Source organism: Nocardia yamanashiensis, assembly GCF_021183565.1.
GTDB classification, from domain to species: Bacteria; Actinomycetota; Actinomycetes; order Mycobacteriales; family Mycobacteriaceae; genus Nocardia; species Nocardia yamanashiensis.
On record NZ_CP089226.1, the window covers coordinates 3,145,235 to 3,161,720 of the forward strand.

The 16,486-nt window shown below is 68.7% G+C and carries 12 protein-coding genes; 2 read left to right on the forward strand and 10 right to left on the reverse strand.

The window, feature by feature from the left end:
• Positions 1–30 precede the first annotated feature (30 nt).
• A complete protein-coding gene (locus LTV02_RS15310; protein ID WP_233040628.1) occupies positions 31–909 on the forward strand; it encodes an alpha/beta fold hydrolase in 879 nt (292 codons plus the stop codon).
• Here LTV02_RS15310 and LTV02_RS15315 read toward each other — a convergent pair.
• The gene (locus tag LTV02_RS15315) at positions 906–1,493 is read right to left on the reverse strand and encodes a TetR family transcriptional regulator (RefSeq protein ID WP_233040629.1); all 588 of its coding nucleotides are present in this window, start codon (positions 1,491–1,493) and stop codon (positions 906–908) included. The genes LTV02_RS15310 and LTV02_RS15315 overlap by 4 nt on opposite strands.
• 117 nt (positions 1,494–1,610) lie before the next feature.
• On the opposite strand from LTV02_RS15315, the gene ilvD reads away from it, so the two are divergent.
• A complete protein-coding gene (gene ilvD, locus LTV02_RS15320; protein WP_233040630.1) occupies positions 1,611–3,464 on the forward strand; it encodes a dihydroxy-acid dehydratase in 1,854 nt (617 codons plus the stop codon).
• A 4-nt stretch (positions 3,465–3,468) separates the two neighbouring features.
• On the opposite strand, the gene LTV02_RS15325 is transcribed toward ilvD, so the two are convergent.
• From LTV02_RS15325 to LTV02_RS15365, 9 genes are all read right to left on the reverse strand, one after another.
• Positions 3,469–4,698 carry a cytochrome P450 family protein gene (locus tag LTV02_RS15325; RefSeq protein WP_233040631.1) on the reverse strand — a complete coding sequence of 410 codons (1,230 nt, stop codon included), beginning with the start codon at positions 4,696–4,698 and terminating at the stop codon, positions 3,469–3,471.
• A 20-nt stretch (positions 4,699–4,718) separates the two neighbouring features.
• On the reverse strand, positions 4,719–5,930 hold the full coding sequence (locus LTV02_RS15330; RefSeq protein WP_233041584.1) for an acetyl-CoA acetyltransferase: 1,212 nt from the start codon (positions 5,928–5,930) through the stop codon (positions 4,719–4,721).
• 28 nt (positions 5,931–5,958) lie between these two features.
• A complete protein-coding gene (locus LTV02_RS15335) occupies positions 5,959–7,686 on the reverse strand; it encodes a class I adenylate-forming enzyme family protein (RefSeq protein WP_233040632.1) in 1,728 nt (575 codons plus the stop codon).
• 103 nt (positions 7,687–7,789) lie between these two features.
• Positions 7,790–8,974 carry an acetyl-CoA C-acyltransferase gene (locus tag LTV02_RS15340; protein WP_233040633.1) on the reverse strand — a complete coding sequence of 395 codons (1,185 nt, stop codon included), beginning with the start codon at positions 8,972–8,974 and terminating at the stop codon, positions 7,790–7,792.
• A 221-nt stretch (positions 8,975–9,195) separates the two neighbouring features.
• The gene (locus LTV02_RS15345) at positions 9,196–10,257 is read right to left on the reverse strand and encodes an LLM class flavin-dependent oxidoreductase (RefSeq protein WP_233040634.1); all 1,062 of its coding nucleotides are present in this window, start codon (positions 10,255–10,257) and stop codon (positions 9,196–9,198) included.
• Positions 10,258–10,271: 14 nt separating this feature from the next.
• Positions 10,272–11,732 carry a carotenoid oxygenase family protein gene (locus tag LTV02_RS15350; RefSeq protein ID WP_233040635.1) on the reverse strand — a complete coding sequence of 487 codons (1,461 nt, stop codon included), beginning with the start codon at positions 11,730–11,732 and terminating at the stop codon, positions 10,272–10,274.
• Positions 11,733–11,815: 83 nt separating this feature from the next.
• Positions 11,816–12,721 (reverse strand): winged helix-turn-helix transcriptional regulator, encoded by a 906-nt coding sequence (locus tag LTV02_RS15355; RefSeq protein ID WP_233040636.1) that lies wholly within the window; start codon positions 12,719–12,721, stop codon positions 11,816–11,818.
• Between the two features lie 66 nt (positions 12,722–12,787).
• Positions 12,788–14,743, reverse strand: a complete 1,956-nt coding sequence (locus LTV02_RS15360; protein WP_233040637.1) for an MFS transporter — start codon at positions 14,741–14,743, stop codon at positions 12,788–12,790.
• A gap of 147 nt (positions 14,744–14,890) precedes the next feature.
• Positions 14,891–16,393 (reverse strand): hypothetical protein, encoded by a 1,503-nt coding sequence (locus tag LTV02_RS15365; RefSeq protein WP_233040638.1) that lies wholly within the window; start codon positions 16,391–16,393, stop codon positions 14,891–14,893.
• Between the last annotated feature and the right edge of the window lie 93 nt (positions 16,394–16,486).

Sequence of the window (16,486 nt, forward strand, 5' to 3'; positions counted from 1 at the left end):
GGCGTCGGTTGACAGTTCGAAAGGGAGATCATGGTTTCGGGTATTTCCGGATTCGATTATCAGCGGGTGACCGTCGCGGACGGCGTGGCGCTGAATGTTGCGGTGGCCGGGGCGGGCAGCCCGATCGTGCTGCTGCACGGGCTGCCGCAGACGCATCTGATGTGGCGGCACGTGGCCGCGGAGCTGGCGGCCGATCACACCGTCATCTGCCCGGATCTGCGCGGGTACGGGGCGAGCGACAAGCCCGTCGACACCGATGGGGAGACGTATGCCAAGCGCACCATGGGCAACGATATCGTCGCGCTGGCAAAGGCTTTCGGGCACGAGCGGTTCGCCCTGGCGGGCCATGACCGGGGCGCGCTGGTGGCGATCCGCACCGCGCTCGACCACCCCGAGCGGGTGACACACCTGGCCTCGCTCGACGTGCTGCCGACGCTGGACAGCTGGGAGGTGATGCGCGGCGTCACGGCCGCGGTCGGTTTCCACCTGTTCCTGATGGCCCAGCCGCCGGGCCTGCCCGAGCAGATGATCGGGGCGAGCGCGGACGCGTTCTTCGGCTATCTGCTCGATCAGTGGACCCGGGACCCGGAGGCGATCCCGGCGGACGTGCGCGCGGCCTACCTGGCGGCGTCCCGCGATGCGGTGCCCTCGATCGTGGCCGACTGCCGGGCCTCGGCGCACATCGACCTCGTCCATGATCAGGTCGATCGCGCCGCCGGCAACACCCTGCACATGCCGGTGACGGTGCTGCAACAGGATTGGGGCGCCGCGCTCGGCTTCGACGCGCAAGCGCTCTGGCGCGCCTGGGCTCCGGACCTGAAGCACGAGACGGTCGGCTGCGGCCACTTCATGGCCGAGGAGGCCCCCGCCGAAGTGGTCCGCGCCCTGCGGGAACTGCTGACCCGCTAGGCCCGCACCTCCAGCCGCCGCACCAGCGCGACCAGCGCCGCCCGCAGGGCTTCGGGTGCCTCGGTGTCCGCACCGAGGATCATCCGGACCACCTGCGGCGCGGCGAACCACCAGGCCGCGAGCGCCGCGACCGCGTACAGCAGATACCCGGGCGCGACGTCATCGGCCAGTTTCCCGGCCCGCTGGGCGGCGGCCAGCGCCGCCACCTTGTCCGCGTAATGCGAGGCCCGCGCGGATTCCGCGGGCAGTTCACCGCCGCCGTGCTGGAGCCCTTCCCAGTACATGAGCCGCAGGAATTGCGGATGCGTCTGATGGAAGTCGAACACGTGCCCGGCGTACTCGGCGAGATCGCCGGCGCTGTCGGCGGTGAGCGGGCTGGCCGCCGCGAGCTGTTCGAGCTGATCGGTGAGCACGGCTTCGAACAGCCCGTTCTTGTCCCCGAAGTACTGGTAGATGCGTTCCTTGTTGATTCCCGCCCGGGTGGCGATGGCCGCGACCCGCGCACCGTCGGGCCCGCGTTCGGCGAATTCGTGCACCGCCGCTTCCAGCAGTCGCCGTTTGGTGCCCTCGGTATCCCACGCCATGGCCCCCATCCAACCATCTCCAACCGCACGGTTGCGGATTGCCCCGCCGATATGCCAGACTCCAACCGTGCGGTTGCAACTGCACGGTTGGAGTTTCGAGTTCGAGGAGGTGGCATCGTGCCCGCATTGCGTTCCCGCACGGTCACGCACGGTCGGAATATGGCGGGGGCTCGCGCGCTCATGCGTGCCAGCGGCGTTCCGTCGGCGGATATCGGGCGCAAGCCGGTCATCGCCATCGCCAACAGCTTCACCGAGTTCGTGCCCGGTCACACCCATCTGCAACCCGTCGGCCGGATCGTCTCCGAGGCGGTGCGGGAGGCCGGCGGTATCGCCCGCGAGTTCAACACCATCGCCGTGGACGACGGAATCGCCATGGGGCACAGCGGAATGCTCTATTCGCTGCCGTCACGCGATCTGATCGCCGATTCCATCGAGTACATGGTGAACGCGCACTGCGCCGACGCGCTGGTGTGTATCTCCAACTGCGACAAGATCACCCCGGGCATGCTGATGGCGGCGATGCGCTTGAACATCCCCACGGTGTTCGTCTCCGGCGGGCCGATGGAGGGCGGCAAGGCGGTGCTGGTCGACGGCACCGTGCGCAGCCGCTTGGATCTCATCGTCACCATGGCCGCGGCCGTCTCGCCCGAGGTCTCCGATGCCGATATGGCGCTCATCGAGGAGAACGCCTGCCCCACCTGCGGCTCCTGCTCGGGCATGTTCACCGCCAATTCCATGAACTGTCTCACCGAGGCGCTGGGCCTGGCGCTGCCCGGCAATGGCAGCACCCTGGCCACCCACACCGCGCGCAAGGCGCTCTACGAGTCGGCCGGGCACACCGTCATGGAGCTGACCCGCCGCTACTACGAGCAGGACGACGACCGGGTGCTGCCGCGCAATATCGCCACCCGCGAGGCCTTCGACAATGCGATGGCCCTGGACCTGGCCATGGGCGGCTCCACCAATACCGTGCTGCACCTGCTGGCCGCCGCGCAGGAGGCGGGCCTGGACTACACGCTCACCGATATCGAGAAGATGTCCCCGCAGATCCCCTGCCTGTGCAAGGTGGCGCCGAACGGCGACTATCTGATGGAGGACGTGCATCGCGCGGGCGGCATGCCCGCCATCCTGGGCGAACTGCATCGCGCGGGCCTGCTGCATCGCAATGTGCATGCGGTGCACTCGGATTCGCTCGACGACTGGCTGGCCGAATGGGATGTGCGCGCCGAAAACCCCTCCGCCACGGCGACCGAACTGTTCCATGCCGCTCCGGGCGGTAAGCGTTCGGCCACCGCGTTCTCGCAGTCCGAACGCTGGCACACCTTGGATCTGGATGCCGCCGAAGGCTGTATCCGCGATCTCGCGCACGCGCATTCCCGCGATGGCGGCCTGGCGGTGCTGCGCGGCAACCTGGCCCCCGACGGCGCGGTCGTGAAGTCGGCCGGCGTGGCCGAGCACATGCACACCTTCACCGGCCCGGCCGTGGTGGTCGATTCCCAGGAGGAGGCGGTGGACGCGGTGCTCTCCGGTCGCGTCACGCCCGGCGATGTGCTGGTCATCCGCTACGAGGGTCCGCGCGGCGGCCCGGGCATGCAGGAAATGCTGTATCCCACTTCGTATCTGAAGGGCCGCGGCCTGGCCGGTCAGTGCGCGGTGATCACCGACGGCCGGTTCTCCGGCGGCTCCTCGGGCCTGTCCATCGGGCACGTCTCCCCCGAGGCCGCGGCCGGTGGGCCGATCGCACTGGTCCGCGACGGCGACATGGTCAGCATCGACATCCCTTCGCGCGGCATGACCTTGGACGTCGACGACGCGGAACTGGCGGCGCGCCGCACCGAACTGGAGGCCGCGGGCGGCTACCGGCCGCGCCAGCGCAACCGCCCACTGTCCGTGGCATTGCGCACCTACGCCATGCTCGCCACCTCCGCCGATCGCGGAGCGGTCCGCGATGCCTCCAAACTGCCCGACTGACAGCCTATTTCGCGCCGAGGTACACGGGCAGCCGCCGGTGACCGTTGGAGATGAAGCTGGGCACGGTGCCCAGCTCATCCGGTTCGACCGCCAGGGATAGTTCCGGGAATCGCCGGAACAGCGCGGGCAGGGCCACGCCCGCTTCCAGCCGGGCCAGGGGCGCGCCGAGGCAGTGGTGCGCCCCGTACCCGAAGGCGAGGTGTTCCTTGTTCTCCCGGCTTGGATCGAACTCGTTCGCACTGGCGCCGTGCAGCTTCGGGTCCCGGTTGGCGGCGGCGTAGGAGGCGAGTATCGCCTCACCCTTGGCGATGTGGACGCCGTCGATATCGAGATCCTCCACCGCATACCGCAACGGCAGTTGCGCGACCGGCGCTTCGTAGCGCAGCGATTCCTCGACCACGCTTTCCCAGTCGGCTGCTTCCGCAGCGAGTTTCGCCAGTTCTCCGGGATGGGTGAGCAGTGTGAACACCGCCTGGTCGAGCAGGTTGACGGTGGTTTCGTGCCCGGCGCTGATGACCAGCATCAGGGTGTCCATGAGTTCGGAGTCGGTGAGGGTGGACCCGTCGTCCTCGTCGCGGGCGGCGATCAGCACGCTGATCATGTCGTCCCCGGGCTGCCGCTGCCGGCGCGCGACGAGTTCGGCCATCAGCCCGTACATCTCGCCGTACTTGGTGATGGACTCCCCCGGCGTGAGGGTGGTGTCGAAGAAGGCGTCCACACACGACCGCAGCGCCGGATTCAGTTCCTCGGGTACGCCCAGCAGTTCGGAGATGACCTGAATCGGCAGCGGATAGGCGAAACTCTCACGCAGATCCACCGATTCACCGTCCGGCGTCTTCGCCAGCCCATCCAGCAGGTCGGTGGTGATGCGTTCGATGCGCGGCTGCATGGCTGCGGTGCGCCGGTGGGTGAACGCGGGCGCGACCAGCTTCCGCAGCCTCCGATGGTCGACGCCGTACGCGGTGAACATGCTCGACACCGCCACCCACGGGTACAGCGCCCAGTCCTGCGGCACTTCACCATTGATGAACGCGGGCCAATGCTGTCTGGCCGACTTGGACACGCGCGGATCGGTGAGCAGGTTCTTGAGCAGCGCCGCGTCCGGGACCGACCAGGCGCGAATACCGCCGGGCAGCTCCACCAGGGTGACCGGACCGCGTGCCCGCAGGCGCGCGGCTTCGGCTTGAATATCGACACCGGTGGGATCGAGGATGAGAGGTTCGTTGTCCGACAAGGGATCTCCTGACGTAGGCCTCAGTCGGCGGCCACCATGAAACTCGCGACGGTGGTCACGCTGCCGCCGATGTTCACCGTAGCGACCCGGCGCGCATCCGGGATCTGAATCTCGCCGGCCTGGCCGGTGACTTGCCGGTGTGCGTCCAGGAGCATGCGCACCCCGGTGGCTCCGACCGGATGGCCGATACCGATCAGGCCGCCGCCCGGATTGACGGGAAGCCTTCCAGCCCTGCCGATTTCGCCGGATTCGATGGCCTTCCAGCTTTCGCCGGGGGCGGTGATGCCGAGGTGATCGAGGGCCACGTATTCCGACATGGAGAAGCAGTCGTGGACTTCGACCGCGTCGACGGCGTCGATGGCGGGAAGCTGGGCGCGGTCGAGGGCGTCGCGGACCGCACGGCGCAGGTGCGGGAAGACGTACGGGTCCTCGGCGGAATGGCGCAGCTTGGCCTCGAGGGAGAGCGCGGCGGTGCGGTGGCCCCATCCGGCGATCGTCGAACGGGTATCTGGCCGAATGGTGTTGCGCCGCTCCAGGAACCGGTCGGAGACCAGCACGACCGCCGCCGCGCCGTCGGTCATCTGACTGCAATCCTGGCGGCGCAGGACGCCGGCCACGGGCGGATTCGATGCGTCGTCGGCGCCGAAACTGTCCGGGGAGTATTTCCAGTCCCGGGTTTGGGCGAGCGGATTCGACCGTGCGTTGGCGATGTTCAGTTCGCTGACGGCGCGCAGGTGGGCGGCGTCGAGTCCGTAGCGGCGGTCGTATTCGTCGGCGATGGCGGCGAACATGCTCGGCCACACCAGATCCGTGTCCCGCGCCTCGTGCCCGGCCCAGGCGGCGGCGCCCATGAAGCGGGCCGCCTGTCCGCCGGGGACGGTCTTCTCCAGTTCCGCGCCGATCACCAGCGCGCAGTCGTAGCGTCCCGACTCCAGGTCGGCCATGGCGGCGAGCACGGCCATACTGCCGGAAGCGCAGGCCGCTTCGTGCCGGGTGGCGGGTACGCCCCAGAATTCGGGGCGCACCGTGGCGGGCATGCCGCCCAATTGTCCTTGCCCGGTGAACAACTGCCCGAAGGCATTGCCGACGTGGATAACGCCGATATCGGCCGCGTTCACCCGGGCGGCTTGCAGGGCGCCGTCGATCACCTCGCCGAGCAAGGCATCGAATTCGAGTCCGGCGCGCTGCCAGTTGACGGCGAAATCGGTTTGGCTGCCGCCCAGAATATGCACGGACACAACAACTCCTGGAATTCTCGGATCAGAGACGCGCGCGCAATTCGCGGCGCAATAGTTTTCCGACCGGATTGCGCGGCAGGCTCGCCGCGGTCTCCAGCCGTTCCGGCAGTTTGAACGATGCCACTTCGCGGGACCGCAGATGCGCGACCAGATCCTCGAGGGTGACGGTGGCGTCCGGCGCGGGAACCACGAAGGCACAGCACTTCTCGCCGAGCACGGCGTCCGGGTAGCCGACGATGGCCACCTCCGCGATCCCCGGATGGTCGGCCAGGAGTCCTTCGATCTCGGCGGGGGCGATATTCATGCCGCCCCGGATGATGATCTCCTTGACCCGGTCCACGAACCGCAGATACCTGCCGCCGTCGCCGCACAGCTCGAAAACGTCACCGCTGCACAGGTATCCGTCCGCGTCGAACGGTGACGCGGCAGCGGTTCCTTCCAGGTATCCGCCGAACACCGCCGGTCCTCGCATGCGCAGCTCGCCGCGACCGCCGATCTCGCTCACCTGGTCCCCGGTGACCACGTCGACCAGTTTCACCGCGGTGCTCGCGGCCAATCGCGTCGCCCAGCCAACCCCCTTCGCTCCGTAGTGCGGCAGGTGCTGGGCGCGCACGGTCGGATCCGGGATATCGCCGGGTGCACCCAGCAGGCTCACGCCCTCGTTCGACCCGAAGAAGTTCACGACCGCGATGCCCAGCTCCTCCTGCCACCGCCGCACCACGGGCGGCGGTAGGGGCGCGCCGCCGGAGCCGACCGTGTCGAGGGAGCTCAAATCCACTCGTGCGCGCAGGGATTCGTTCTGCAACAGCATGGTCAGCAGGGCGGGAGGCATACAGGTGTAGGTCACGCGATGCCGCGCGATCTGCCCGAGGAACACCGGCAGATCCAGCGGATGATGCTGCACCAGGTGGCCGCCGGTGAGCAGCCAGGGCAGCAGTGTGCCCGCGAACCCGGCCATGTTGACCATGGGAAAAGGGTTCAGCACCACCGATTCCGAGGTCAGCGTCAGCCCGTCCTGTACGCCGCGCGCGACCGCCAGCCAGTCGCCGTGACAGCGCGGGACACCCTTGGGCGCGGCTTCGGTGCCGCTGGTCCAGCACACCGTGATGCGGTCGTTCACCGAGACCGTGAGTCCGGATTCATAGTCGCGCACGAGTTTTCGGGCTTCGCCGCTCGCAGGCCCGCCGATTTCGACGGCTTGCTCCGGCACCTGGGGACCGAAGGCGAACACCGTGCGCCGCCCGTCCGCGACGCTCGCGGCCTCCAGCGCGAGTTCCCGATCCCCGAGCACGCCCGTCGTGATCAGCGCACCGGCATCGGTGGCCGCCACAATGCCCGAGATCTCGTACCGCCGATACGACACCGGCATGGGCGTCGCCACCGCACCGAGCCGCCACAGGGCCAGATAGGTCGCGGTCAAGGCGATCGAGTTCGGCAGCAGTACCGCCACCGTCGAGCCCTGCCGAATACCGTTGGCCCACAGCACCGCCGCGATGTCAGCGACCTGGTCGTCGAGTTCCTGCCAGGTGAGCGTGCGCGGCTCGGCGCCGGTCAGCGCGGCCAGGTTCGCCGGATCACTGACGGCGGGCGCGTTCGGTGCTTCCGTCACGCGCCGCCGGAAGATGTCCGGGATGGTGTCGGCCTCCCACCACCCGCGATCGAGATACTCGCGCACCCGGCCCTCCGGGTGGCAGGTGCGCACTCCCGGTCGATCAGCGGAAGCCGCCGGGGCGAAGGTTGATTCGGCCATGAAAACTCCTGAGGCTAGTCGTGCTCGAAATGCGAGGTGGTTGGGCCGCTCCGGCAGGCAACGCATGGACGACCCGGCCCACAGGCGGCGTCCACTGCGCGGTTCACCGGAGCCGTCGTAGTACCACCGCCGATCCGAGCCCCAGCGCGGCGGGAATCGCGACGAGCGCATGCTCGCCGTCCGTCCGCTCGAGCGCGTCCAGGGCCTGCGCGATGAGAATGCCGCCGGTCGCGCCCAGCGGATGCCCGACCGCGAGCGCGCCGCCGTCCGGATTCACCCGTTCCGGATCCAGCCCCAGTTCCCGCGTGACCAATAGTGGTGTGACAGCGAAGGATTCGTTGACGACCGCCACGTCCAGCGCGTCCGCTCCGATACCGGCGCACCGCAGCGCCCGCCGCGCGGCCGATACCGGCGCGGTCAGCAATGGCGACCGCTCCGCCGTCTGCGCGGTCCCCGCGATCACAGCACGCGGCGCACGCCCCAGTGACCGTTCCGCTCGCGCACTCCCCAGCAGTACCGCCGAGGCGCCATCCGCGAGCTGCGGCGCGGTGGCCAGGGTGTGCAACCCTGCGGCGGGCCGTGGCGCTTCCGGCAGGCGACGAGCGACCCGCTCCCACGCGGGGTCCTCCCCGAAAAGGGCGGGCAGCGCCGCGAACTTCTCGGGACTCGCATCGCCCCGCGCCCCTTCATCCGCGCCGAGCAGCAGGGTGCCGCCCTTCCGTACTGGCACCATCGACTCCGAAACCGCTGCCCTGGAAGCATTCCGATGCGACCGCACCGCGTAGGCGTCCAGCTCGGTCCGCCCGATCCCGTGCACGGCCGCCGTCAGATCCGCCGACACGCCGATGGTCACGAACCCGGCCCGCTCCCCCAGATCCGGGTCGGTGGCGATCCCGGGCCGATCCGACAGCATCGGCACTCGTGACATGGATTCGACCCCGCCCGCGACGACCACGTCCGCGTACCCCGCCGCCACCCGGGCCGCAGCGCCCTCCACCGCGTCGAGTCCGGAACAACACAGCCGCGACACCACCCCACCCGGCACCGAATCCGGCCATCCCGCCCACAATCCTGCCGCCCGCCCCAGATCCCCACCCTGCTCCCCCGCCACGGTGCTGATCCCGAGGATCACATCGTCCACCACCTCCGGCGGACAAGACCGCTGCTCCAACGCCGTCAGCAACTGCCCGAACAACTCATACGGCGGCACCTCCGCAAGCGTCCCGCCACCTTTCCGAACCCGTCCGCGCGGCAGCCGGACCGCGTCGTACACATACGCCTCAGCCACAATTCGCTCCGTTCGGAACCACAGAAGGAGGAGTCGCCGCCCGCCCCTCGCCGCCGAAGCAGCTCACCACGCCGGCAAATGATCGCGGTCGTGCCGCCGACCGCGCCCGCGCGTTGAAGCTCTCGGCCACAACGACCGATTCACCCGACAAAGCCGTTCGAGGCCAACCGCCTCCGCGAATCGTGAAGCCACCGGACCCAACCGTGCCGAACAGCTCGGAATCAGCCACGATCGACCTCCATCAGCGTCTCGAGGGTGTATGCCCCACCGGGATCCTCGGCGCTGGTCACCGGCACCACGACGACTTCGTCGGCGCCGGCTTCGCGGTAGGCGGCCAGGCGCGCCGCCAGTTCGGTTCGGTCGCCGAACATGCCGACGACGGCTGCCAATTCGTCCGGGATGGCGGCCAGTACCGCTCGGGGGCGGGCTCCACTGTGCGCCAGTCCCACGATCTCGCCGAAGCCGGCTTCGGTGAACATGGCGTCGTAGCCGGGCGCGCGGAGGTATCCCACGACGCCGCGGCGCAGGGTGGCCAGCATGTCGGGTGAGGGGTCGGCGGCGGCGGTCACCCAGACCGAGATCGGCGGGGTTTCGCGGCCCGCGCGTTCGGCGAATTCCTCGACCAGGGCGGCACATCGGGCCACCTGGACGGGGGTGACCAGGTTCAGGACGACCCGGTCTGCCACCCGTGCCGCCGCCGCGAGCGCGCCCGTGCCGAAGGCCGCCAGCACCAGTTCGGGTCGATGCGGGTCCGGGCCGTCGTCGGCGAGGGCGGTCTCGTCCGCGCGCGGGCCGCGGTGCGCGTGCGAGTCCCCGCCGAGGGGCGTCGGAAGCCGGAGGCGGAAACCGTTGACCTGTTCGGTGACGCCTTCGTACTCCACGCGCTCGCCCGAGAGCAGCGCGCGCACGATGCGGGCTGTTTCCTCCAGATGTCTTGCGGTCCTGCGGCGTTCGCGCCCGTGCCAGTCGCGTACGACCACGGTGCTGGAGGTGCCGAGGGCCACGTCCACGTCACGGGAGGTGAGCGCGGCGACGCTGGCGGCGCCCATGGCGATGCCCGCCGGGGTGCGGACGTTCACGGCCAGGGGGCCGATGCACAGGGACAGGCGGCCCGGGGTCGCGCCGATCGCGGTGGCGAGGGCGAAGGCGTCGAAGGTCGCCATTTCGCCGATCCAGAGGCGGTCGTAGCCGAGCTTCTCGGCGGTTTCGGCGACGGCGAGGGCGTCCAGGGGGTCGCGGTCCTGCCAGTACGGCAGGCTGACGCTGAGAGCTGGGTGGGGCACGGGCACAACCTTTTTCAGGCGATGGGGGTGGCGGCGGCGCGCATACGGTCGCCGCTGACCCAGGTGGCGTGGAAGCCGAGGGGGACGCGGACGGGCAGGGCGAGCCGGCAGATGGGTCCGTCGGTGAGGGTGGCGGCGTCGTAGATCCACACTTCGGACAGGCCGGTGTGGTTGTTGTGAGCGAACATGGTCAGGTACGCGTCGTCCTCGGATTTCGCACCGGGACGCGGGACGACGGTGAGTTCACTGCCGTAGATACCGTCGCCGAAGGGCGCGGTTTCCTTTGCGCCGGTGCGGATGTCGTATTTGAGGATGGCGTCGAAGATCATGGTGCGGTCGACCGAGAGGCGCATCTGATACGAGTAGCGGCCCGGGCGCCCCGTGAGTCCCTGGTCTATGGCGGGGAATTCGGTATTGACGTCGTCCAGCGGTTCCTCGATGGTGACGCCGGTGCGCAGGTTGAACCGATAGCGGTGCAGTTTGGCTTCGGGGCGCAGGTAGGCCAGCAACTGGGCGAGCGGGTGGGCGCGGTCGGAGACGGGGCTGGGTTCGGTGACGCGGCAGACCACCAGGATCAGCTCGTCGCCTTCTTCCCACGAATTGACGGTGTGGTAGATGTAGCCGGGTTCGGCTTCGAACCATTTCGCTTGCGCCCCATCGCCGTAACGCGGCAGCACGGCGAACCGGCTGGGCAGCGTGCGATCGAAGAAGATCTTGAACCGGCCGGCCGCGGCGGCGCGCGGATCGTTGTAGAGCGGCAGGTCCATGAGCACCGAATGGTTCTCCGTGATGGCCATATCGTGCGGCAGGCGCGGGCCGGGCAGTTCCAGTCCGGTGTAGTGGGTGACGGTCCCGTCCGCATCGGCCACGCCGTAGCGCAGGTACGGCGCGTTGATGCCGTAGTCGAAGAAGAGCAGTTCCTCGGTCCGCTCGTCCACCTTGGCGTGCGCCGAAACCTCGCCCCGCAGTGTGCCGTTGAAGTCGTCCACGCCGCGCGTCTCGAGGCTGATCGGGTCCAGCGCGTACGGCTTGCCCGCCCGGTACCAGAGGGCGAGGAGGTTCCCGTGATGGAACACCACATCGGTATTGGCGGAATTGCGTTCCCGCCGATCCCCCGCCGGATTCCCGTCCCACGGCTCGATCACCCCGCGCCACAGCGCCGTTCCCGCCGCCCGCTCGGCCTCGAACTCGCCGGTGCGCACGAACCGATTCCGGTACGTGGCCTTGCCGTTCTCGAAGTGCACCGCGTGCAGCATCCCGTCCCCGTCGAACCAGTGGTACCGGCCCAGCGGCGCGAACTGCGGATTCGGCCCGTTGCGCACGTACACCCCGTCCAGATCGGCGGGCAATTCCCCGTGCAGCACGGTCAGATTCGTGGCGGTGACCTCGTCCGCGGTCGCCGTGTACGGCCCTTCCAGATACGGATTGGTCAGCGCGGCAGCGGCCGGCGCGATGAGTTCTTCATTGAGCGGCATGAGAAGCCTCCAGCGTCCGGACCGCCAGGCCCGGCAGATTTCACTACAGTTAATGAAGTGATACGCGTCTCAGGCCGCGGCTGTCAAGGTCGTTCGAAGCGGACATCGGTGCGGCCCAGCTCGGCCTCGCAGCCCCGGCAGCGCAGCGCGGGCCGCAGCGCCGCGCCGCAGTCCCGGTGCCGGATCAGCAATCCCGGCTCCGGCGCGCCCGGATACGCCCGCTCCGACCAGGCCAGCAGGAACGCGAAGACCCCGAACAGCGCCCGCCCGCGCGGCGTCAACCGGTATTCACGCCCACCCGTCTCCGGCCGCAGCAGGATCCCGGCGTCGACGAGCCGGTTCAAGCGTTCGGTCAAGGTGGTCGGCGAAAGGTTCAGTGCCGCCCGGAATTCCGAGAATCGCCGCACTCCGGCCAGCGCCAGCCCGGTGACCGAGGCGCTCCAGCGGTCCCCGATCGCCTCCATGATCTCGTCGAAGCGCGCGTCCCCCCGCGCCGGCCCGGCCGCCCCGCGCCCGGAGCGGCGCCGCCCGGAGGTGATGTGCCACAGCGCTTCCCGATCCAGTTCCACATCGGTCTCGTGCGCGGTCACCGTCCGCCCGCAGCCCCGGCACGACAGCACCGGCGGCCCCCGATGCCCGCACGCGGTGTGCACCAGCTCCGGCAGCAACGCCCACTCGTCCGTCCATTCCCGCTGCCACGACCACACGCACACCAGGATTTCCCAAGTCCCCAGACCCAATTCGGTGAGCCGGTACTCCCCCCGGTCCCCCGCCCCGGCCTGCCGGGTCAGCACCCCGGCCTCGACCAGCGCATTGAGCCGCGCCGTCAGCACCGCCGGCGGCGCGCCCGTGCATTCGATCCACTGATTGAACCGCCGCGCCCGGGATACGAAGGCGTGCCGCAGGATCGTCAGCGTCAGCCGGTCGCCCAGCAGATCGAAGGTCGCGGCGACACTGTTGACAGCCGGGGCGGCAGGGGTAGATTGCACTTCAATAACTGTAGTAGATGACTGGGCCCGGCGGCGCATCGACGCCACCGAGCCCAGCCCCCGACCTCACTTGGTCATATCCGCCAGTTCCCGATCGACGGCCTGGTCGTGCTCGGCCGCGGCTTCCTCGGCCTTCTTCGGGCTCCAGTATCCGGACATGATGAACACGAACGGAATGAAGGCGATCTGCGCGATCAGGCAGATCCACCACCACCGCTTCCACTGCGCCGGCCCGTCGATGGCAGCCTGCTGCGCGTCCTTGCCGTGCGCGGCCAGGTAGTCGCGATCCTCGGCCGGAATCTTGGCCACCGCCAGCAGCTGCGTGCTCGCGGTCGCGATGGACGGCCCGGCCGCCGACACCACGACGAGATCGTTCACCGGAATCGCCTTGGCGGCCTGGATGCGCGCGGCCGCCGCTTCGGGCGTGATGCTGAACTTCTTCGCGACCTGCCCGACCGCCGTGGCCGCCGCCTCGGTGTCATTGGGATTGGTCATCAGTTTGGTCAGCACCCCGGAATCGATGGCCTGCAAGGTGGCCAGCTCCTCCGGATACTTGGCGTTCACGCTCAAGGTCGTCTGCACATCCGCCGCCGACTGCCCCGACAGCGTGGTCAGCGCCTTCACCTGCGCGGCCGCGTCCCCGGGATTCTTGCTCAGGGCGGTCAGCGTATCCGCGCCCACCTTGTTGATGGTCTCGATCTCGCTGTGGTACTTGGCTTGGATCTCTTGCAGTTTGGGCCCGTAGTTGACCAGCGTCCCCGCCGCGGTCACCACGATCAGCAACCCGAACAGCACCCCGGTCACCACGGTGCGCAGCATGCCGCCCCACACCGCCAGCCCGACCGCGGTGGCCGCCGGATTCCGCTTCTCCACGGTCTCGGTGAAGCTGGCCATCCAGGTCGAGTACGAAATCCCGGTCCCGATGGCGATGAAGCTCAGCACCATCGCGAAGGTGTAGTAGTCGGTGCCGGGTTTATCGGTGTAGCCGAGGAAGACGTAGATGCCGATGATCGAGATGATCGCCCCGAAGATCATGAACGGCTTGCGCACCTTCAGGTAGTCCGACACGATCCCGGTCAGCACCAGCGACAGCGCGCTCGCGATCCAGTACCAGTTGCCCAGCGCATTGGCCTGTGCCGCGCTGAACCCGAAGTTGGTCGCCATGTACACCGGCAGGAACGAGACGATGGTGTAGAAGAAGGCAAGGAAGATGGAGATGCCCAGCGCCGACCCGACGATGTCCAGGCGCATCATCTGCTTCCACTGATCCCGTTCCAGCGCACCGACATCCAGCCCGCGCGCCCGCGCCTCGATCAGCGCCCGGTCCCGCAGCGACACCATGATCTGATCGCGCAGCGCCGGGCTCAGCTCCCGCAGCCCGACCACGCCGAGAATCGAGATGATCAGGCAGATGATGCCGCACAGCCGGTAGTGGAACTGCCAGTCCGGATGCGCGTCCAGGGTCTGGGTGGAGATCTCGGTGGTCACCAGCGCGCCCAGCACCGGCCCCAGCGTCCAGAACCCCATGGCCGAGGCCCGCCCGAGCTGCGGCGAGAAGTCGCGCACCAGCGCCGGGGTCGCCACCAGCACCGCGCCTTCCACAATGCTGATCAGGCAGTACACGATCAGGTACGCCTCTTTGGTGGTGGTCTGCGGCACCGCGAACAGGGTCAGCGCCGAGCAGATGACCGTGCCGTAGGCGACGATGTTCGCCCGCCCCCACCGATCGATGATGCCGGTGATCACCGAGGCCACCGCGCCGAAGGCCGCGCCCGCGATGAAGATGCCGACGAAGTACCGGAAGGTGAGGTGGAAGTAGGCGATCAGCTCGTTGCCCACCGCGCCGGCCACGAACAGCTGGTAGTACAGCGCGATCGAGACCACCACGACCAGGAACAGATACCAGGACCTGGCGGGCGTATCCGGATAGTGCGGTAGCTTCCGCTGCCAGAGGCCGGTGACCAGAGTGGGCGGACGGAGATCGGGGGCGGCGGGAGGGACGGCCGTCGGAGTCGTGCTCATGATCGAGTTGCCTTTCTGCCCACGGCAACTCGTTACCCTTCGTAATGCAGCGCGAGCGCCGGGTGAGAACAGGGTAGCGGGCAGGAGTGATCTACATCACGGCAATTCGAAATGAATACTGGACAGTGCTGCTGAACGGGGCTGGGACTATTCGGCGGCGTCGCGGAAGTAGAGAATGTTCGATCCGTGCGCGGCGAGCGGTCCGGCTTCGGCGGCTTGGCGAATACCGCTGCCCGGAAGTTTCGTGAGCTTGGTGAACATAGTCGTGTTCCCGAATGCCGCGCGCACCTGGGTTTCGGAGGCGTAATCCGCGCCGTAATCGGCGAGCGCCTTGAAATCCAAGGGGGCGAGCGGTTTTTCGAGCGGTATCTGCCCGGCGGGCAGGCCGAGCGCGGCGTACTGGGTGGCGGTGCCGCCTTCGTACAGGCACAGCTCGTAGGAGATCTGCTCGGTGGTGGTGACGCTGACCACCGGCCATTCCTGGGAAAGGCGCAGGGCCAGTGGATGTCTGCCGACGGGTGCCACTTCCCAGTTGAGGGATTTGACCGACACCCAGTGTTCGGAGATCTTCTCGATGATGACGACGTCCTCGCCGAGGCGTTCGGCCGCGTTCACCTCGGGTTCGGGTGTGCTCCAGTGCTTTTCCTCGACCCCGAGGTAGGCCGAGCTGGGCACCGGCTCCGCGCCGTCCGCGACATAGGCGGCCAGCAGGGCGGCGCGCACCAGGGTGACGGCATTGCGGGAGGAGCAGCGCACGCTGAGCGCGCCGAAGGAGGTGCTGATCTCGACCGGTTTGGACGGCGGATCCGGGAGCGCGCCGGCGGCGAGGGGTTTGAGGCCGACCAGCGCGAGCTGCCAGTTGACCTCTTCGATGGTGGCCAGGTCGCCGGAGGTCTGGTACAGGATCTGCTGCTGGGTGAGATACCCGGCGCGTTCGAGGGTGGCGCATTCCAGTTTGGCCAGCGCGGTGACGGTCTTGGAGGTGAATCCGAGTTCGTCGATGCGGATTTCGCGCAAGCCCTGGGTCATGGCCGGGGAGGTGACGGCGGCATAGCGTTCGCGGTACATGGACAGCGCCTGTTTGCGCTGCCGGCCGACCATGAGCGTGCGGAGCAGGGTATTGAGCGTGGCCAGGTAGCGGTTGGCCTGGTCGGGGTCGGCGGCGTACATGGCGGCGCGAATGCGGACCGCATCCTCGCTGGCGGCGACGGCCGCGTTCGGGTCCAGGCGGCACAGCCAGACGCCGCATTTGGACAGCGCGTCCGCGCACACGCCCGAGGCCTGCGGGTAGGTCTGCGCGACATGGCGATACGCGTTGCACGCGTTGCGGATGGTGGAGGTGGCCAGTTCCCGATGCCCGATGGTGCGCGCCGCCTGCTCGAACAGTCGCAGCGCCTCCTGCACCTCATTGGCGAAGACGGCGGTCACGTGTCCGGCGGTGAGCCAGCGCAGGCGGATGAGCACCGCTTCCTGCGCGGGCTCGAGGGCGGCGGGCGAGCGATCGCGTTGCGACGGATCGGTCTTGGTGGCGATGAGTCCGCGGGCGAATTCGCACAGGGTGGTCGCCAGCGCCAGCTCGGCTGCCGCGGACCGGTCCCGCGCAGCCCCTCGATCCGTTGCCACCTGGCGCTCGATGGCGCTGAGATCCATTGCGACCTTCAAACTCCCGCATCACCCGTGCGCGAGCCGGGCTGGGATCGCAGGAGGGCAACCCTCCACCTTCACCGGTTCACGCGTTTGCGC